Here is a 19,352-nt window from a genome sequence, read left to right as displayed (position 1 = left end):
GAAACCGCTGTGCGATTAGGGGAGCATGTGCATATGAAACGCGCAAACATGCCGGAGTTAATCAGCTGGCGGCGACTTTCGCCGCCAGATACATCCCCCCCTCCCGTGCATCGTGTCCGTCTCCAAGCAAGCGAGTATTACTGTATTCTGTTCGGTGGAACAGTGGGAAGAAGTTTCCCTGACTTAAATTCCGATCAAAGCACCGCATTAAATGCTGCATTGAAAATAAGCCCTAAACGAAAGGAGTAATAAATATGCCCCCAATTATTAAGTTTTTCGTCTTACTTGCTTGTGCAGGTTTTGTGTTATTTATCATGTATGCCAATCGAAATATGCGTTCAAAAAACTTAAATGGCGATGTTGGTCCGGTCGGCAGCAGTTCAGTTGGTGAAAAAAATCATACAGATCCTGGGGCCGACAGCGGTTCTGATGGTGGTGGCGGAGACTGATTAAATAGGCTTCTTCTGTAAACATTCCCCTGCAAGGCCCCCACGCTTTTGTGCTCCATCCAATATTTCAAACATGAGTCAGCTAACAGACTCTAAAATCTAAATCATTTCCGTCACCTGTATTTTTCGACCACAGCTTAAGTTCCTTGGCGCCATATTGTACAGCATGATAGCGAATTTTTGAAATGCAGAACCTTGATCCCTTTAATAGAATACATCATTTGTTAACGCTTATCGTTGACATACGCAAGCAATGTAACTAAAATGGTTTTATTGGGAGGGATTTCAATGGCAGTCGCTAGCAGATTTACGGTTGCACTTCATGCATTGACCTGGATTGCTGAAATGAGTAAAGAGAATACGGAGCATGTTCCTTCTGATCGGATAGCGGAGAGTGTGGGCACCAGTCCCGTATTTATCCGTCGAATTTTGGGAATGCTTGGCAGGGCGCATCTTGTCTCCGTAAAACACGGGGGGAAAGATACTGGGTGGAAGCTGGCAAGACGTCCAGAAGATATTACATTGTTACAGGTATATGAAGCGGTGGAGCAAAAGCCGTTGTTCGAGCTACATCACAGCACCCCGAGCAATACCTGTCTCATCGCCAAGGGAATACGTCCGGCATTAAATACGATTTATGGAAAAGCAGAGAATGCAATGAAGAATCAGTTGTCTGAATATTCGATAGCCGATTTATTAAAAGAAACGCTTACGCAAGCCTCATTATAGTGTGCGTGTTCAACGTGTTCAAAACGTAATGAATTTTCAATGCGATAAAGGATGGTTTGCTGTCGTTATGATCAAGCAGCCACCTTTTGAACACGTCTTTTTTTAATAAAAAAATGATTAGACAAAAAATTTTGACCATCAATGTAACTGGTTTAGTTGTATTGATAAAATGCGAAAGGGAGTTTTATAATGAATCGTTTGATTATTTTACTTTTGACCATCGGGGCTTTCCTGGCAGGAACGGCTGAATATATAATTGCAGGCGTAGTTGATATGGTAGCGTATGATCTCCAGGTTAGTATCGCGCTAGCCGGACAGTTAGTGACAGCCTACGCTCTGGCTTACGCCATTGGCGCACCATTAGTCGTTATGCTGACTGCGCGTATGGAACGAAAAAAAGTAATGGTTGCGGCTATAGGTCTATTTATTATCGGTAACCTGATTGCTTGGTGGAGTCCAAATTTTATCATGTTGTTCGTTTCGCGCTTATTATTAGGCGTAAGCGGTGGAGTGTACACCGTTGTTGCCATGAGCACGGTCTTCAAACTCGTCTCCCCGGAGAAGCTGGGCAATGCGATCGGCACACTGACAATGGGAATCAGCGGATCGCTTGTATTTGGCGTGCCGCTTGGAGTAGCGCTTAGCGGCTGGATCGGTTGGCAAGGTTCGTTTGCTGTATTGGCCACTGCAAGCTTTATAGTCATGCTTGGCATCGTACGCTTGATTCCTGCCATAGCCGGTGGTGAAGCCATACCTTTCAAGCAACAATTCGCGGTATTTAAGAACCGTAAGATTGTGAGTGGTTACTTTATCACGTTATTCTGGATTGCCGGTTATGCGATAACGTATACGTTTTTGATTCCTTTTCTTCGGGAAACAGTGAACATGGATACCGCTGCCGTAAGTCTTACGTTGTTCATACTAGGTATTTTCGCGATGGCAGGCTCACGCTTGGGAGGCTATGGTGCAGATCGGTGGGGTCTTGTCAAAACGGTTGTGATCAGTATGTCCATTCATGCGCTTGCTTTGCTGCTCCTTCCCATTATGAACATAGCGATGCTGTCCACAATCACAATTGTCGCGGTCTGGGTTGGCTCTGCTTGGATGACCTCCCCTACATTACAGACGTATTTCATACAACAAACACCAGCGTCTCCTGATTTGGCTTTAAGCTTAAATACTTCGGTGCTGCAGTTTGGCATTGCCGTGGGGGCCGGTTTTGGAGGAGTTGCTGTAAATGCCGCAGGCTCGGTAGCCGTCACCCCCTGGATTGGAGGGGGGCTGGTTATTCTAGGCATGATTGCCGCGTGGATTTCCTTTTCTATGCAACACACACCATCTGCTGGGCAGCATGAGAATAGGGAAACCGTTTAATTAGATTTCACGGATAGGTCCGGTGAGAGTCAGCTAGCCAGCGTCACTGCCATACCCTCCCTTATGAGTCTTGATCGCATTAACGGTGAGTGCAGGAGTATCACGATCGGTGTCTTCGTTATCTTATAAAAGTGTGAAGTCGTGGCACGGACGAACATGCCCGCCTATCAGCCCTTATTTGATCTATTTGATTGACATCGTATCCGTGCCCATCGGGCTTGATTAGTGAAAGGGTTGTTTTTAATTGCAGAACATTAAAGATGCTCTGAGCTGCACTTTGCAATCGGTAAAAGTATTGAGAAAACAAAACGCCCATCGTTGTGCTCGAATGCAATATATCCTCCATGCTGCTCAACGATATTCTGGACAATGGAAAGACCTAAGCCCGAACCTGCAGGAAGTTTTGGATCAAGATGACGACTGACTTGATAAAAACGATTAAACAGCTGTTGCTCGTCCTCTTTTGTAATCGGGGTTCCAAAGTTTTCAACCTCTAGAACAGCATAACCATCTTCGACCATGTACAATCTAATGTTGATGGTCCCGGGCCTATGTGAAAACTTCAATGCATTCAAAAGCAAATTGTCTATTGCTCTGACCAATTTTTCTGCATCAATGGACACAATCACGTTTTTCTTTTCCCATTTGGTTGTAACCGCTAACCCTTTTTCATTTGCCAGCGGCTCAAACTCATGCACGATTTGCTCGGCCAAGTGCTGAAAATCTAACGCCTGCAAGGAAAGGCGAAGATTCGGATTCATTAATCGGGTGTTCTCAAACAAATGATCAACAATTTTGTTTAACTGTTCAAGCTTGCGGCAAGCATGATCTACAAACCGCTGATATTCCTGCCGGTTTTTAAAAGATTCTGTCCGAATCAGATCGAGGTATGCATTAATACTTGTTAATGGTGTCCTGACATCGTGAGATAGACCTGTAATCAGTTCCATTTTGATCTGCTCCTGAAGGCGTTCCCGTTCAATTGTTTGTTGAAGCTGTTGCGCCATACGGTTCATTGCCAAGGCTACCTCGCCTAGCTCATCCTTTCTTGTGACCGGTATCCGGTAATCCAGTTTGGCATCGCCTATCTTTTTTAGTCCATCCGTTATTTCATGAAAATACATTCGAATCCGATAGGTGAACAAGGAAAAGCAGAGAAAAAAGGTGCCCAGAAAAGCGAATATCGGGACGTAAAAAAAAGTGAATCCATACGGCGTCGCATTCAGCAAGCTGCCAATCACTGACATGACTAGTAAAGCTAAAGCGGCACTGCCCAGAGCTGCCGCTAAAATTTGATAGCTGAGATTCTCCCTGAGGTTTAATTTGTGAAACCATTTATTGTTCAATTTTATATCCAACTCCCCAAACCGTCTTAATATACATCGGCTTTCTCGGGTCCTTCTCAATTTTTTCCCGCAAGTTGCGAATATGCGCCATGACCGTATTTTCGGTATATGACAAGGATGGGTCCTTCCAAACGCGTTCATATATTTTATCCGTATTGAAAACAATGTTGGGGTTTGAAGCCAGTAACTCCAAAATGGCAAATTCAGTCGGCGTCAGTTTAACGTCCCTTCCGTCAACCGTTACCTTGTGTCGGTCGGGATCAATGACGAGGCCCCCAATTTGAATGTTATCTTCTTCCTGTGCCGATTTCACATACATGCTATTTCTTCGCAGTTGTGCTTTCACTCGTGCCACTAATTCCAAAGGATTAAAAGGCTTCGTCATATAATCATCGGCTCCACTCGACAATCCTGTAATTTTATCCAAATCCTCTGTTCTGGCCGAAAGCATGATAATGGGCACGTTCGATTGTTGCCGGATATTCAAGCACGCTTGCACTCCATCCAAGTTTGGCATCATGATGTCCATAATAATGACATCAAATGCTTGTCGCTTCAAACATTCAACAGCCTCATGACCGTTTTCTGCCTCAATTACATCGTATCCTTCATTTCGCAGATATATATGAATGACATCCCGTATTTCCGGATCATCATCAACAACGAGTATATACGTGCTCATGCGGATTTACCTCCTTTCGACTCTTCCTTCAACATCAGTTGAATTTCTTTCTGCACACATACAAAAATGCTGGCGGTATATTTAAAGGGATAAACTTAATCTGCTGCAGATTGAACTTTTCACTTAACTCTTTTTTCATCTGAAGCGAGTACTGAAAAGCAACAAACCAGCCGCCGGGTTTAAGACAAGTTGAAATTTGCTCTAAAAGCGTCTCTCGGACGGATTTGGAAAAATTAAAAAAGGGAAGTCCGCTCCATATGCAATCCAATGCACCGATCCCTGACTGCTGAAGCATTGCCTTCATTTGAAGCGCATTGGGATAGCATCTGAAATCCGGATACGCTTTAGCCAAATTGTCTCGAAGCCGCTCGTCCTGTTCAAATAAGACCAGTTCCCGCAGTTGGATTTGCGAAAGATACTTCGTAATCGCACCGGTACCCGCACCCAGCTCTGCAGCATAATGAATTTCCTTCCACGGAACGCTATTCGCCATCTTTTGCCCTAAAAAGCTTGAACTTGGCACAATGCTTCCTATTAATTTGGGAGATTGCACAAATGTCTGAACAAATAACAATGCTTCTTTATATTCCATCGAAATCCCTCCTTGTCTTTAAGGATGATCATAGCGAATACACTTAAAGAAATATTAAGGGATTTTCTGAATAAATTCTGAAGGTAAGAAAGCACTTCGTCAATAACATTCCCACCCCTGTCGAGAGGTGTTCATTAATGCTGTTTAATGGTCAAGTTCTAGAATACTTCACACCATGTCTTCTTCACTTTACTTAAAAAATTCATTCAATCTTAGGGTTTATTATATGATTGACACAACGAAAGAGCTTTAAAATCAAAGCTTAAAACAATCGGATCAGCATACTACAAATGTCATTTTCATACTCAATATGATCACATCAGGACAGACCATTCCCTTATTTTCCTTGAAAAGATTATCTTTATTCAGTTGGAGAAAAAATCATATAGATCATGATACCGACAGCAGATCTGATGGCGGTGGCGGAGACTGATTCAGGAAAGGCTACTTCTGTCCATATCCCACTACTAATACCTCCAATTTTCATACGCTTGTAATGAATAACGGCAACAATGCTCAAAAATTATGTACTATGTAATTGTAGCAGGTAAATGTAGGTTGATCTGGTTGTTTGAATCATGGAATCACACTTGTTCCTCGGTAAGCGAGGATATTGCGGGCTGATGACCTCTACGCAGACTCAAGTGTTTCGAGAGATTGTGAGGAATCCAACTTGCATAATCGAACAGGTGTATCGTTAACTGAAAACAAGAGCATTCTGTAAAATTTGTATGTTACAATAAACGCTGCAGCCTGTGAACTGCAGCGCCGATAAGATGTTATCAAACGGGCCAAGTTTCAAATAGATTGTCCGCTCTCGGGTATAGTAGTCATCGCTCTGTAATTTAAAGCTAAAACAAAACAGGTAATTCTTCTAGACCACGCATCAGCATTCCAGGTTTCCACTTCAAATTCTCTACTTCTGTAGCTAGCCGTATTTCTGGCATTCGTTTCAACAATGCTGTAATGGCAATTTCTCCTTCTAATCTCGCTAAAGGAGCCCCAAGACAGTAGTGAATGCCTTTACCGAATGCAAGATGTTTATTTTGTCCACGAGTGATATCAAAAACTTCGGGATCTTGAAATTGCTCAGGATCATGATTCGCAGAATTTAAAGCAACAAGGACTTGATCTCCTTCATGAATTGTTTTATCTCCTAATCTAATTGTTTCAGTAGCCCATCGGTTTGTGCTGAATTGAACAGGCCCATTATAGCGTAGAATTTCCTCAAGGGCTGACTTTATTAAATTTGGTTCATTTTGCAACCTTACCTTTTGATCGGGATGTGTTAATAAAGCATAGACTCCATTAGTGATCAGATTAACGGTCGTTTCATGTCCTGCGATAATTAAAAGCGAGACAATTCCATACAGCTCTTCTTCTTTTAGACGATCACCATCTTCCTCAGCTTGAATTAGTTTACTAATTAAATCATTCTGAGGGTTTTCCCGACATTGCTCAAACCACTGCTGCAAGTATGCAACGAATTCCTCCAAATGAGTTTGTAATTCTTCTATTCGTTCTGGTTCTTGGGGTGGATCAACAAGTGTATTAGACCATTTACGAAATTCATTTCGATCTTTGCTTGGTACACCAAGCAGTTCACATATAACAATAATGGGCAATGGAAATGCAAAGTCATTGATTAAATTCATGTAACCTTTATTTTGAACTGCATCGAGTAACTCATGTGTGATTTCCTCAATACGCCCCCGTAAACTTTCAATCATACGCGGTGTAAAAGCCTGATGGACCAAGCCGCGTAGACGCGTATGATCGGGAGGATCAGAAAATAACATATTTTGTACTAAAAGATTTGCTGACCCCTTGTCCTGCTTGTCTTCAGTAGCGAAATAATTGAAGTTCTTTGTAAAACGAGGATCCTTTAATATTGCTACTGCATCTTCATACTTAGTAACAACCCATGTGTATTGACCATTATTCATCTTAGCGAGGTGAATAGGCTCATTTTCACGTAGGTTTTTAAATGTTGGGTAGGGATCTTGGCTAAACTCAAAAGAAAATAAATCTTTATTTCTGGAACTCAAAATACTCAATCCTTTCCTAATGTTTTTTTGGATACATCATTCAGTTCTGGCGGATACGTTACGCAGCAGAAAAACGGTTAACCCAGCCACTAGTAAAGCAAGCACGGCACTAGTGGCAGCAATCGTATTCAAGCCCACTGTGAATGCCTCGCGCGCCAATCCGACTACCTCTGCTGCCAGCTCTGCGGGCAAGGCTGCGCTCGCCTCCACAGCGCTTGGGAGAGAGTCCTTTACAGCCTGTACTGCGGAAACGGGAAGTTCCTCGGGCAGCGAACGGCTTATTTGGCGATCATAAACCGCTGTTGCAATACTTCCCATTATGGTAATTCCTAATGCTGCTCCCAATTCGGCACTTGTTTCCGATATCGCGGAGGCAGATCCGGCTTTTTCCGGCGGGGCTGCTCCGATAATGAGGTCGGTCCCCAGCACCGTTAACGGCGCTATGCCTATCGAAAAGACCACACTGCCAACAACCAGGACAGACAAAGCTGAAGCAGCCTCTACCTGGGTAATGGCAGCCAAGCCTGTACAGGAGATGAATAGACCCGTCCCGATCACATAAGCTGGGGGAAAGCGACGGACAAACCACGGGGCTGCCACTGAGCCCATAATAATTCCCCCTGCTGACGGGATCAGCCAAAGCCCTGCCATAAACGGGGACAGATGCTGCACAAGCTGCAAATATTGGGCAATATAAAAATTAAGGCCGCTTATGGTAAGCAAGCCAAGCAGCATCATGCACAGCGCGCCGCTAAAAACAGGAAGGCGAAACAGCCTAATATCCACTAAAGGATCCTTCACATCATTTTGTCGATACACAAACCCCCACCCAATGAGCAAACCGGCGGCTATGATCAAGATGGACAACACATCGAGCCCTTCTTTGGCCATACTCTTAATACCATAAACCACGCACAGGATGGCTGCCAGGGACATGATCGCGCTAAGCAAATCCAGACGTTCGTTTGTCGGCTCCCGATATTCAGGCAGCAAGGACGGAGCAGTAACAAGCAGCAACAGCATCACGGGTACGCCCAGTAGAAAAACAGAGCCCCACCAGAACCATTCCAGCATCAATCCCCCGACGACCGGACCAAGCACACTCCCCGCCACTAGGCACATCATCCATACGCCAATCGCACTACTGCGCTGCTGAGGGTCCAGGAACATATTTCTTAATAAGGATAATGTGGAAGGCATCAAGGTTGCACCTGCGATGCCCAGCAGTGCACGGGTTGCGATCAGCATTTCCGCACTGCTCGAATAGGCAACAAGCACGGAAGCCACACCGAATGTAGCTGCACCGATCATAAGCAGCTTTCTGCGTCCAATGCGGTCAGCCAGTTTTCCCATGATAATGAGGAAGCCAGCCAGTGTGAAGCCATAGATATCCACCATCCACAGCATTTGCGTGCTGCTCGGAGCAAGATCTGCCGCCAAATGCGGAAGCGCCAGATAAAGTACGCTAATATCCATAGACATGAGCAAGGTTGGCAGCGCAAGTACGCCTAATCCGAGCCACTCCCTGGCCCCGGCTTTAGCCGGAGCTTCTATAGCCGCAGCCTCCCCCGTCCTTTTCTGTTCACCTGTCGTTCTGTTTTCAATTTTGTCCATAGCGTTCCCCTCCTCTATAATTACTTTAAGTCACTTTTAACCAAAAAAAACTATTATTGTTTTTATAGTTTCGACAAAAAAAGAAAGGCGTGGAAGTACCCTTCTTTATTTTTCCTTGGAGATCAGCCCGAACAAGATAATATCCGTAATTTGCATGACAGCTTCTGTAGTGGAAATATTGTTTTGCATGTAGAATCTTTGATCATGCACGGATTGGATCGCTTCTCTTATCAACTTTACAATTAATGTGGCATTTTTGTTAATGATGACTCCTTCGTGTATCCCTTGCTCGATTAAGGCTTGCAGTTCGTTCCAGTCCTCCGTAAAAACTTTTGAGACCTTGCTCCACTGTTCTGGATAAGATCGCTTGATTTGCTCTAATAGGACTCGATCGTAAAGCTCTTTATGCGTTGGCAAGGCATTTATAACGCCTTTGATCTTCTCGACAAGCGTTAAATTAGAATTATTCAATATTTGCTCCGTTATATTGTCCACTTCGGAAAAGGTCTCTTCAATTAATGCATCTAATATCTCCGCCTTGGATGAAAAATGCTCGTAGAGCGTCCTTTTACTAATTCCTAGTCTGCGGGCCAAATCATCCATGGTTAACTTTATGCCACTTTCCTTCAATTCTTCAGCGAATGCCTCAATAATACGATGTTTGATTGTTACGCCTCCTTCGATACTAAAGAGCCAATAATGGTTTTATCAGTTTCGATTTATTATATAGTCTTGTATTATATTTTTGCAATGCAGCCACCGCCTCCTGATCCATCAAACATGAAATTTTAGCTTAATTTCTTCGCGAAAGCTGTTATCTGCGAGTAGCAGCATGCCGCCAAATGTTATCAACGAATGCAAGGCGGCCGCAACGGCAGTCCACAAAACTTGTGACAATTCTAATAAATATAACAGCAACGGAACAAAACTTAGGAAATGCAGGTTCAGTAAGCAACCTATAAGCCCTCGCCATTTTGACCTTCCCGTACAACAAATGAGAGTAACAAGCAGTGTTGCCGCTATCAGTACAAATGGAATCACATACTCTGTCGACCAGTAATGCGAACCCCCCACCACATCGATCCACAACAGCATAATCGACAGCCCAAACAACTGGACTAGGATTTTACGGCCGAGATGGGCGGACCCTACAATGGTATGCCTAATGGAAAGCCATATATACAGCAAACAAGGTAATAGATACAAACTCCACATGTTCTCCCTAGAACTCAGTATGTTAACAATAAGAAGAACGCTAATGACGGATACCACGATAAAAGAGAGCCACTTGGATATGTTCTCGCTAGACTTCTTATGTTGCCTATCCGACATCAAATAGAATGGGTACAATTGATTAGTTAAAGTAGAGATTCCAGCAGTCTCTCTGCCAAATTTCCTTCGACACAATGGGCATGTAGCATGCGAAGGATCTACGATAACGCCACAGCTTTCACACTTCATGTTTCCATCCCCCAATCATTGCTGACAATCTTCAACTCCAGTCCGCTTAGACCGCTAAGCAGTCGAAAAAAATGCATTATAACATCACTTTCTAAAATATTGCGTGCAAAGGTTATTGTGAGTGTTTCATTGACTGAGCACACGGCACAATTTATTGGAGTTTTAGAGGTTGGATACATCGTCGTCTCCATCGCTTCAACATATTGTGTCATACTGGACGGAATACTGATTCTGCCTAAATTCGTAAGCGTCATCGTCTTGACAGCCTCACTGTACCTATCAAAACCATACCGCATGGCTAGGTTTTTTAACTTGAGTGGTACAAACCTAGACAACCAGTTTTTCTCATATTTCATACTGTTTGCTATCGTCTCATATAAATACGGTTTCTTTGTTTTTTTCTTCATTTGCTCACTTACCGCTTCAAGCACTTGTTCAAATGTCAGTTCTTGCTTCATATATATTTCAATGTTGATTACAGTAAAAAAATTTCGCAAACTGATTGAAGGGAATAATTTCCTCAAATTGACGGGTAGGCTGATTACAATTGACTGTTGGCTCTCGCTGTTAATAGTCATAGTAGCGGCATGAACCGCCATGATCAGAATGGCCGTCAGGTAAGCTGTAACAGTTACTCCTTGTATCTTTGCTGCTGCATTTAACTGGTTAGCGTGAATAAAACCGTGCACGACATTATGTCCGTAAGGCATGAAGCGTGTGCCCGGAATTTTCAGTGCATTTGATACCTCGTCTTTCAAGTGTGATTGACTATTCGTGTAGTAAGCTCTAAAGCTATCCTGCGCTTCAGCATAGCGAGCAAATGAATCAGGAGGAAGAATTACCCCTTCCCTGTCATCTATCTGAACACCACTTGTATATAAATACTGGAATACTAATGTTTTGAGAAATTCAAGTGCCCCCCCACCATCCGTTATAGCATGAAAAACTTCAATGCTGATCTTGTTTTTGTAATACAGCACCCGTACTAAGCTTCCATATTGTTCTGACAGATTCACTGGCGCACAAGGATAGTTCGTTTCTTGCTCGACTATGAGCCTCGATTCTTTCTGGCGAAGAAATTTCCAGAACAAACCGTTTTGAAGTTCTACATTCAAATTCGGAAATCTAGAAATCACTTTGTCCAAGGCCTTTTGCAGTAGCTCAGGGTCGATCGGGCTAGTAAGAATCATCGACAATCGATAGGTAGAAGAATTTTCTTTCCCGGCTACTGCTGGAAACAGCTTACCTGCGTGATCAAGTTTACTCCAATCCTCCATTAATCTGTCTCCTTATACGCGACTTGAATTTGAAAACTAAAAAAACCTTAATAGTTTCCTCGTTTTAAATTATTATAAAGCGGCATACTTTTATTTGCAAGCTCAATATTTTTTCGAACCGATTTGACCAGAATTAAGGCTCAAAAAAATCTGTGACCATTGAATCAAATGTCGTTGATGCAACCTCTTCATACTCCACTTTGTCCCTCACTGAATTCGCTACAACGTTGGGAAAAAGACTGATCGATTTGCTGAATTCGATATGCTTTTTCGATGTCATTTTGTGAAAAGAAGCGAGACGGTACATAATCATTGTGAACCAAATCAAATGAATTCGGATAAGCGCCCGACTGCCTTTCCTTGCACCGATACTCGGTTAATTATAGAACTTTATGTCAAAGCTACGCCTTAATCACATTTAACATTTGGCGAAGAGTCCGAGATGGTATGCTGAATGGGCCAAAGTAGCTACTGCTGTGACAGATTGTTCATTCCAATCAATAGCGTCAATAGATTCCAAAAGTGTTAAGTATTCATTTTTCAATCCTTCTTGAATTCGGTTCCATTGCTGTTCATCTACTGAATGAATATCCCAATTCTTTCATTTGAAACGGCCGCCCATACAGCACCTGCTGATCGGCGTCAAACAAATTCCGGTAAACCACTTGTCCGCGAGTGGATGAAGCATCGACGACCTTGCCGTTTCCGGCATAGATGCCAACATGGGTAATGTCCATAAACCGACCATTGCTGGCATAGCTCCAAAAGACCAAATCGCCCGGAGCCAAATCTTCAAAACGGATTGTCCACCCGTTATCGACACAATGTCTGGCTTGTTCAGCCGCCGTCCGCGGCAACTGAATGCTCAACTGCCGGTACACCCATTGAACAAGATAACTGCAATCTGTATAGCGGTCTTGCCCGGCCAAAACTTGACTGTATGGATCGCCCAAGCGAGTCAATGCCAAGCGGACAGCTTCACCGCCCCATTCCCCTTCCGGCAGATCGTGATAAACGATTTCAAGCTGCTCAGGCGTTAACCCTACATCCATATCTTTACCGAGAAGCGCGAACATAAGCGGTCGGAACTCCGCCGACAACATTTCATGCATGATCTCTCTTTGTTCGATTGCAAAGTCGTAGATGTCGGCCTGCTGCCCAGCAGTGTGACTGGCAACTGTAATGTGCAACACCGACTCATACCAGGTAATCGTTTCCTCACTCGTGCTCCCATCTTCATGTTCCACCGTAATCGTTTCCCTGTGTTCAATCGTTTCCACGTAAGAGTCCAGTTCATTCATGTCCCAAAAGACGGAGCGAATCACATCCACCCGAGTGGCGTCCAGTGTGGCTACGTCCATGCCGTTTTCGCTGTCCATTACGGTACGAACCGCAAAGACCGCGATGACGTCCATCCAGTTATCGATGCGAGTATTATCAGCGCTTCCGAGATAATGGATTTCTACACGATCCACTGAGCCTGCATCCCGACGTATGTCCTCCAGTCGGACAGCAAATTCGTTGTCCATGTCTTGTACGATGTCAGAAAGCGGTAATACATCGCTATCCGTATTATCACTGGAGACAAAGATGCCAAAAGGAGATGATACAACCGCAGTAACAGCCATCATGATGCATAGCAAGATGATCACCGTACCGCTAACACCTAAAAGAGCGATCATGCCTTTGGCGAGTACCGCAGTCATTTTGGCCGCTACACGAATCATGCGAATGTTCCATCTGGCAACAGCTTGCAGCCGCTGCTTTGAACGGTGCATGGTCATCAATCGAAAGGCTGCTCTTTGCGCTTCCCTGGCTTTATGTTTCATCCTATCTGTTGGATTATGGACCTGTCCTTTTTCTTGGTTAGACTGATGAATCGGCTTTACTGAATGGGAAAGCACCTTGGTGACTTTACCGCCCGTTTTGGCACGCCTGGATACACCTGCATGCGGCTTCACCAGCTTATGAGCGGAAGAACAAACGGGGGCGGGAATTCGTTTCCTCCCGATTGTCATTTCACGGGGTTGTAGACTCGAACGTTTGTCACGAGAACGCACGGTAGTCTTGAATAGGGTGTTCGTGGTCGTGACACGCTTCTCGACAGGTTTTGACATCGGGTTTAACTGTGTTTCACTTTTAGCTTGAGCCTGGGGTTGTTGAGCTAGTCTCCGACTAACAATCCTGGCCCGTACCATTTGATGAATATGCCGCTGTTTTCCTGTCACTGTCATGGAAAACAAAGGATATTTCCCGCCAACAGGCTTCCGCAAACGCAATGGTCGCTTGGTTTGGGAAGATGAATGTATAGCCTGACGATTATCTCTTCCTTGTATGACACCTGTTGAATGAGCGGACAGCGTTTGCTGTTTATCAGAAACAACCGAACGTTTGCTTGCTTGAATGCCGCTTTGCTTACCTGAACGCCGACCGCTTGACGTTTCCCCCGATTGCTGAGGCATGGTTTCTTTCTCTTTCTCCGTCCCTATCAAGCGCTCCCGTTTTTTCCAAAGAAGACGAATTGCTCCTTTGCTCACACCTGCACTGATGCGCATCCCCTTGCGCAGCGTGGTTTTTGCCGCCCTCACGGATTGGTTTTGCGCGTGTACCACAGAGGAACCTGTAGATTCCAATTCATGACGATTAGATGACCTATGTTTAGAACGCAAATCTACAGGCTTTGCTTTTGCCATCAAGTTGGAGAATCGATCCAGCTTTTTTATGGTTTTCACACGTGTCCTTGTCTTTATGTCCTTCATCAAGGTTGCCCTCCTGGCATATCCACTAGCGGGTTGGACCGTTCATTCGTTGGGGAACCCGGTCGTGACTCCTGCAATATTCCGGATAACGCAAGCGAATCGCCTCAAAGAAATAAGGCGCATAACGACAATCAAACAACTCGTGCGGCGTGGAATCCCGTTCCTGCTGTTCTTCTGCCCATCCGTTCCACAGATTAAAGGCCAAGCGGCTTGCTCGAAGGGAAGTACCTGTTTGCCAGAAGGCCTTTAAACCTTTCGGTCGGATGCTGTCGTTTGAAAAGTCAAACAAGTCCTGAACATGCGTCCTCGTTTCTCGCGTCAAGCCTAACGTGTAAAACAACGCACGATGATAGGCATCTTGGCGATGAAAACGGCTCAGCATATCACTGTAAAACTTTTCGTGTTCCACATCACAAAACATACCGGGAAACATAACTCTAGCACTCCTTTCATAGTGGCGACGATTAGTCATATAACCGCCAATCGTCGCCTTGAACATCACCCTCTAATAGCCCTTTCATTTTGGGAATAAAATCGGACCCTATGATTCAAAATCACTTATTCCCGAGAATTTGCTTCAACTTCTTCAGCCCGCTTTCGATGGACTTGCGTACAGCCTTTTCATCCACCTGCTCTACACGAGCGATAGCGACCTTACTCATCCCTAAAAAATAATGTGCGTAAATACGTCGAAACGACTTTTTCGGTAATCGACACATCGCTGCGTAAAGCTCTCTTCGAAAGGCCATCTCTTCATACTCCGTTTCAGTTGACCGAGAAGGAAACAGAATATCGTTTTCGATGCCATCGTTCCGATCCAGAGAATAATATGCCCGATGACGATAAGCACGTAATTTATAAGCGCTTTCAAGCAACTCAAAACGTCGCATCTCCTGTACGATTTCCTCATCCACCTCAACCCAGAAATCCGTTTGATAGAAAGGATACATGTCGCGAAGATTGATTTTTTTCTCATCCCTCTCCCTTGTTTTGATTGCCAAGCAAACCAAAACAAGGAGGAGGTGAACGGCAGCCTGTGCCGCCTTTAAACTTGATGCGTAATAAAGAAAAACAAAAAAGACCCTTCGAAAGTACACACGAAGGGTTCGAACTTTGATCCACTGAACGTGTAACACCATTCTGCAAGCATGGCAAACGCGTCAGCGGCACATCTTCAATGAGCCTGATAGCGAATTCAGTTAGGGCCTGTTCTCTGGCAGCACGAGCTGCACGCGACTTGATATTAACCAACAATATCAACTCCCGCTCTCATGGCAACACCATGATGAGAAGCAAGCCCTGTTGTTCAGTTATGTATGCAGATTAGGTGCTACCATCCGTATTTTGAAAGACCGATAATGAAACAACTCCTCTCAATGGAAAACAGATTAACCCGACAGTCGTAGAACTAGAGTAATTTAAATAGTCTTGTAATCGAGTACTAGAATAGTAAAATATACCCTCACTCTTCATATCGCCTGAAATGCCAAAAATCACGTTCTATCTCCAAATTTCATTCAAAATGTCACAATTCACACCTACATCCCTATTGCCATCTGTAGAGTAAAGGTCTATTGGAATGGTAAGATATTGATAATCAGGACATATTTCCTGAGTCTCATATCTCAGTAGAGGAGGGGATGAAAAAAAGAGGTTTGACAAGGGATCAAAACGTGTCGATTGATAAGAAGCCCTGGTCACTCTTAATCAAGGAAGGAGGATGAAAGGATGTACAAAGGTAATCAGGAATTCTTGGAAGACATTTTTCGCAGATACTTTGAGAAAATCTATACTTATTGCAGAAGGCTGCTCAAAGGACACCCTGCCGATCTGGCAGAAGATTGTACGCAAATTACATTTCTGCACGCTGGCAAGCAAGCTGCCAAATTGAAATCACACCCGAACATTGAAGGCTGGCTCTATCGAACATCTCGAAATCAGGTCAACTCCACATTCCGAAAACAGTACACCAAAAGAAAGTATGAGATCATCCTTCACGGAAATCTGGCCGAACGATTGACAGCCGTGAGCTACGATTTGGATGAAGCCTTTCTCGCCACGGTTGACATTGAGTCCTTGGTGGAGTACGTATTAAGTCAGCTTGATCCGCGTGAGCATCAGTTATATACCGATTACTTCCAGCGCCAATTAACCATCACTCAATTAGCCAGCAAGTACCACTTGTCTCAGACGGCTGTGACCAGTCGAATCTACAGACTAAAGAAAAAAATCAAAGTCATTGTGTATGAGAACATTGGTACATAGCTCGTGATTCCAAATAGATATGATCGGCAAGCAGCTGATGAAGCATCCCATCAGCCGCTTGCCAAGGGTTTACAGTGATTCTCCCGGCTTCGTGGTCATCAAACGGTAAAGTTTTGTATGCCTTGGAAAGCTATCTGTAAATGGCACGAGAGAACTGCCGACCTTTAACAGCCCATTCCCGGCATCGACGTTTGTAATATAAGAAAGCTGGAGATCCGAAATATTAAGCAGTTCCGCCAACTCCTTGCGATCCGTACTGGCCTGATTCAGCATCACGATAAATTCGCTATTGGCCAGCATCGTTCGGGCCGTATGACTTTGCAACAAATCATCCACGTTTTGCGTAATCCCCGTACAAAAAGCGCCATACTTTCGGACACGTTTCCATAACGTGAACAAAAAGTTGGCGCTGTACTCGTGTTGGAAAAGCAGATAAATTTCATCGATGAAGATAAACGTGTTTTTCCCCTTGGCGCGATTTTGTGTAATCCGGTTCAGAATGCTGTCCAATACAACCAGCATGCCAATCGGCAACAGTTGCTTGCCCAAATCCAAAATATCATAGCAGATCAGCCGGTTATGAACGTTGACGTTAGTCGGCTGGGCGAACGTATTCAAACTGCCAGCGGTAAACAGTTCAATCGCCAGCGCGATGTCCTGCGCCTCCGGCTCGGATTGCTTGAGCAGTTCCGCTCGAAAATCCTGTAAGGTAGGCGGTTGCCCTTTGTAATTGCTTTGCAGATATTTTCGATACACACTGGCCGTGCAACGGTCGATAATCGACTTTTCCTTCGCTCCCAACTGATAACCGCCAATGAGTTGCTCGCATAACGAAAGAACAAATTCGGATTTTAAAATGATCGGATTTGCTCCGTCACCGTATTGCCGGTTTATATCCATCGCATTGATATGATTGGGTGACGTGGCCGAGATATGAATCGTCTCGCCTCTCAGTGCTTCTACCAAGGCGGAATATTCACGTTCCGGGTCAATCAGAATAATGTCATCACCACTGGCCAGTATTTGATTGACGATTTCTCTTTTTGCCGTAAAGCTTTTTCCGGAGCCCGATACCCCCAAAATAAAGCTGTTTCCATTGAGCAACTGCTTGCGATTGGCAATGAGCATATTTTTACTGATGACGTTTTGTCCGTAGTAAATACCGCCTTCATGCATGATTTCCTGCGCCCGAAACGGGATAAACACCGCTGTGCTTTCTGTCGTCAACGTTCTCAAGGCATGTACTTTCCGTAAACCATAAGGCAACACGGTATTCAGACCGTCCATCTGCTGGTACGTAAGGGGCGAGAACTGACACAAATGTTTGCGGGCTGTCGTCAATATCGCTTCGGTATCGTTGTCGAGCTGCTCCTTGCTTTCGGCCACATGCACCATCGTCAATAAGCCAAACAGCATGCGTTGGTCGCGAGTCGTTAGGTCATCCAGAAATTCCTTGCTCTCTTTTCGCTGCTGCTCCATGTCATATGGGATAACAGCGGAGAAGTTGTTGTTATTGTTTTGCCGCCGCTGCCAGTTTGTAATGTTCGTTTCCACGCCCAACAAACGGTTTTCGATTTCGCGAACCGCCTCATCCGTTGGTATCGGAATGATGTCAAGGGACAGAAATAAGTTGCGGTGCAGGTCGCAAAGCTCGGATATCATGCTGTCCTTGATATAGCTGGCATACTCACGCAGGAAGATGACCCGGCCATAAAGCTTCCCCATCCGAAAATGATCCTTTTCAAACTCAAACGTATCCGGACAAATATAATCTTTGAAATCATGTCCTTTGCGCATCGTTTCCGATAAGTCGAAACGAAAGTCCGTTTCCTCTCCCTGGCGGAAGAAATGGTGAAAAATACGCAACCGCTCAGTGGCGTCCAGTTCCGTACATTTGGAGCCGAGACGGGAAAAATGGGCGATCAGATCGGTCCCAACTCGAGAAAAATAATGCCGGGCTTCTTCGATATTGGGTTTGGCAATGGATATCGTTATATACTTCTCTTGAATCGTACCGTTGGCCCCAACGGATTTTTCCAGCAGCATCTGATTATACTCTTGTCGATATTCGTCCAGTTCATCTTGCTGCAGCGGAATGAAGACCGAGCTTTCAAAATCCGCTCGATTCAGCCTCCGGTTATGAATGGTGATTTTCGTTGTCGCCCCGCTGTCAAAGGAATTGAGCAATTCGGAATACGACAGGAACATCGCTTCCTTATCTTCGCGGGAGGCGACGGAATAATTGATGTCCTCGAATCGATACGTCTTGGAAAACTTATTGCCAACTAAAAAAATCCCGTCCGCCCAAATTGAGCGAATCGGGATCACTTGTTGTACGCCTTTCGGTATGACAAACCGTTCCTTATCCTGCTTGATGATACGACTTAACGTCTTAATCATGGCGTTTCATTCCTTTTTCATACTGCTCTATGGTCTTGCTTAACGCCGCCGCATACGTGTTCGTCGAGTGGAAGACCAAGCGCCGCGGCATTAAAAATTCCGATTTGATATACGCCCATAGCAATTGCTCGGCATTCATACCGTGGTACCGGATAAAGCCCAGGGCGGCGAATGGGGCCGCACCCAAGACGCATACCCAACTGAGTGTCTCGATGCCGAAACGACTGCGCAGCATAAAGTACAGCGCTATCGCCACACCTACGGCCAAAACAGAAAAAAAGAACTGTCGCAAGGACAGTCCAAAAAAGATGCTTTCCGTATATTCCCGGATCTCCCGGTTGATTTTCACTTCCACA

17 protein-coding genes are annotated in these 19,352 nt (G+C 44.6%); 4 read left to right on the top strand and 13 right to left on the bottom strand.

Annotated features, from left to right (window positions below; genetic code table 11):
• The first annotated feature begins 254 nt into the window (after positions 1–254).
• The 3 genes from CHH75_RS15405 (at position 255) to CHH75_RS15395 (ending at position 2,552) form a co-directional block, all read left to right on the top strand.
• The gene (locus tag CHH75_RS15405; protein WP_095267463.1) at positions 255–449 is read left to right on the top strand and encodes a hypothetical protein; all 195 of its coding nucleotides are present in this window, start codon (positions 255–257) and stop codon (positions 447–449) included.
• A 288-nt stretch (positions 450–737) separates the two neighbouring features.
• Positions 738–1,178 carry an Rrf2 family transcriptional regulator gene (locus CHH75_RS15400; protein ID WP_095398605.1) on the top strand — a complete coding sequence of 147 codons (441 nt, stop codon included), beginning with the start codon at positions 738–740 and terminating at the stop codon, positions 1,176–1,178.
• Positions 1,179–1,367: 189 nt separating this feature from the next.
• Positions 1,368–2,552, top strand: coding sequence for an MFS transporter (locus tag CHH75_RS15395; protein ID WP_095267465.1), 1,185 nt, complete (start codon positions 1,368–1,370; stop codon positions 2,550–2,552).
• A gap of 254 nt (positions 2,553–2,806) precedes the next feature.
• Here the strand turns inward: CHH75_RS15395 and CHH75_RS15390 are convergent, their stop codons facing one another.
• The 11 genes from CHH75_RS15390 to CHH75_RS15340 form a co-directional block, all read right to left on the bottom strand.
• A complete protein-coding gene (locus tag CHH75_RS15390; RefSeq protein WP_095267466.1) occupies positions 2,807–3,898 on the bottom strand; it encodes a HAMP domain-containing sensor histidine kinase in 1,092 nt (363 codons plus the stop codon).
• On the bottom strand, positions 3,888–4,580 hold the full coding sequence (locus CHH75_RS15385; RefSeq protein WP_095267467.1) for a response regulator transcription factor: 693 nt from the start codon (positions 4,578–4,580) through the stop codon (positions 3,888–3,890). The genes CHH75_RS15390 and CHH75_RS15385 overlap by 11 nt, the downstream gene beginning before the upstream one ends.
• A 34-nt stretch (positions 4,581–4,614) precedes the next feature.
• A complete protein-coding gene (locus CHH75_RS15380) occupies positions 4,615–5,172 on the bottom strand; it encodes a class I SAM-dependent methyltransferase (RefSeq protein WP_095267468.1) in 558 nt (185 codons plus the stop codon).
• An 851-nt stretch (positions 5,173–6,023) separates the two neighbouring features.
• Positions 6,024–7,229: a cytochrome P450 family protein gene (locus CHH75_RS15375; protein ID WP_425320451.1), complete on the bottom strand. Its 1,206-nt coding sequence runs from the start codon at positions 7,227–7,229 to the stop codon at positions 6,024–6,026.
• 27 nt (positions 7,230–7,256) lie between these two features.
• Positions 7,257–8,834 (bottom strand): MFS transporter, encoded by a 1,578-nt coding sequence (locus CHH75_RS15370; protein WP_095267469.1) that lies wholly within the window; start codon positions 8,832–8,834, stop codon positions 7,257–7,259.
• Positions 8,835–8,939: 105 nt separating this feature from the next.
• Positions 8,940–9,485, bottom strand: coding sequence for a TetR/AcrR family transcriptional regulator (locus CHH75_RS15365; RefSeq protein ID WP_369680151.1), 546 nt, complete (start codon positions 9,483–9,485; stop codon positions 8,940–8,942).
• Between the two features lie 123 nt (positions 9,486–9,608).
• Positions 9,609–10,166 (bottom strand): DUF6320 domain-containing protein, encoded by a 558-nt coding sequence (locus tag CHH75_RS25325; RefSeq protein WP_244908296.1) that lies wholly within the window; start codon positions 10,164–10,166, stop codon positions 9,609–9,611.
• A 125-nt stretch (positions 10,167–10,291) separates the two neighbouring features.
• On the bottom strand, positions 10,292–11,572 hold the full coding sequence (locus tag CHH75_RS15355) for an alcohol acetyltransferase (protein ID WP_095267472.1): 1,281 nt from the start codon (positions 11,570–11,572) through the stop codon (positions 10,292–10,294).
• A 572-nt stretch (positions 11,573–12,144) separates the two neighbouring features.
• Positions 12,145–14,331, bottom strand: a complete 2,187-nt coding sequence (locus CHH75_RS25055; RefSeq protein ID WP_217989080.1) for an NlpC/P60 family protein — start codon at positions 14,329–14,331, stop codon at positions 12,145–12,147.
• Positions 14,332–14,356: 25 nt separating this feature from the next.
• The gene (locus CHH75_RS15345) at positions 14,357–14,830 is read right to left on the bottom strand and encodes a DUF6075 family protein (RefSeq protein ID WP_217989079.1); all 474 of its coding nucleotides are present in this window, start codon (positions 14,828–14,830) and stop codon (positions 14,357–14,359) included.
• Positions 14,831–14,885: 55 nt separating this feature from the next.
• Positions 14,886–15,332 (bottom strand): RNA polymerase sigma factor, encoded by a 447-nt coding sequence (locus tag CHH75_RS15340; protein ID WP_244908295.1) that lies wholly within the window; start codon positions 15,330–15,332, stop codon positions 14,886–14,888.
• A gap of 727 nt (positions 15,333–16,059) precedes the next feature.
• Here CHH75_RS15340 and CHH75_RS15335 point away from each other — a divergent pair.
• Positions 16,060–16,596: an RNA polymerase sigma factor gene (locus CHH75_RS15335; protein WP_095267474.1), complete on the top strand. Its 537-nt coding sequence runs from the start codon at positions 16,060–16,062 to the stop codon at positions 16,594–16,596.
• A gap of 69 nt (positions 16,597–16,665) precedes the next feature.
• Here the strand turns inward: CHH75_RS15335 and CHH75_RS15330 are convergent, their stop codons facing one another.
• The gene (locus tag CHH75_RS15330; protein WP_095267475.1) at positions 16,666–18,996 is read right to left on the bottom strand and encodes a VirB4-like conjugal transfer ATPase, CD1110 family; all 2,331 of its coding nucleotides are present in this window, start codon (positions 18,994–18,996) and stop codon (positions 16,666–16,668) included.
• Positions 18,989–19,351 carry a PrgI family protein gene (locus CHH75_RS15325; RefSeq protein WP_036623479.1) on the bottom strand — a complete coding sequence of 121 codons (363 nt, stop codon included), beginning with the start codon at positions 19,349–19,351 and terminating at the stop codon, positions 18,989–18,991. The genes CHH75_RS15330 and CHH75_RS15325 overlap by 8 nt, the downstream gene beginning before the upstream one ends.
• Between the last annotated feature and the right edge of the window lies 1 nt (position 19,352).

It is taken from the genome of Paenibacillus sp. 7541, assembly GCF_002276395.1.
Classification (GTDB): Bacteria; Bacillota; Bacilli; order Paenibacillales; family Paenibacillaceae; genus Paenibacillus_AQ; species Paenibacillus_AQ campinasensis.
The sequence above is the reverse complement of the archived record's forward strand: the minus strand, read 5'-3'. Positions and strand labels throughout refer to the sequence as shown.

What these genes read in the sequence shown, in the direction of transcription:
- CHH75_RS15355 (WP_095267472.1), bottom strand. Translation starts at nt 11,572, where the DNA reads ATGGAGGATTGGAGTAAACTTGATCACGCAGGTAAGCTGTTTCCAGCA.
- CHH75_RS25325 (WP_244908296.1), bottom strand. Translation starts at nt 10,166, where the DNA reads ATGTCGGATAGGCAACATAAGAAGTCTAGCGAGAACATATCCAAGTGG.
- CHH75_RS15345 (WP_217989079.1), bottom strand. Translation starts at nt 14,830, where the DNA reads ATGTTCAAGGCGACGATTGGCGGTTATATGACTAATCGTCGCCACTAT.
- CHH75_RS15400 (WP_095398605.1), top strand. Translation starts at nt 738, where the DNA reads ATGGCAGTCGCTAGCAGATTTACGGTTGCACTTCATGCATTGACCTGG.
- CHH75_RS15380 (WP_095267468.1), bottom strand. Translation starts at nt 5,172, where the DNA reads ATGGAATATAAAGAAGCATTGTTATTTGTTCAGACATTTGTGCAATCT.
- CHH75_RS15330 (WP_095267475.1), bottom strand. Translation starts at nt 18,996, where the DNA reads ATGATTAAGACGTTAAGTCGTATCATCAAGCAGGATAAGGAACGGTTT.
- CHH75_RS25055 (WP_217989080.1), bottom strand. Translation starts at nt 14,331, where the DNA reads ATGAAGGACATAAAGACAAGGACACGTGTGAAAACCATAAAAAAGCTG.
- CHH75_RS15335 (WP_095267474.1), top strand. Translation starts at nt 16,060, where the DNA reads ATGTACAAAGGTAATCAGGAATTCTTGGAAGACATTTTTCGCAGATAC.
- CHH75_RS15395 (WP_095267465.1), top strand. Translation starts at nt 1,368, where the DNA reads ATGAATCGTTTGATTATTTTACTTTTGACCATCGGGGCTTTCCTGGCA.
- CHH75_RS15370 (WP_095267469.1), bottom strand. Translation starts at nt 8,834, where the DNA reads ATGGACAAAATTGAAAACAGAACGACAGGTGAACAGAAAAGGACGGGG.
- CHH75_RS15385 (WP_095267467.1), bottom strand. Translation starts at nt 4,580, where the DNA reads ATGAGCACGTATATACTCGTTGTTGATGATGATCCGGAAATACGGGAT.
- CHH75_RS15405 (WP_095267463.1), top strand. Translation starts at nt 255, where the DNA reads ATGCCCCCAATTATTAAGTTTTTCGTCTTACTTGCTTGTGCAGGTTTT.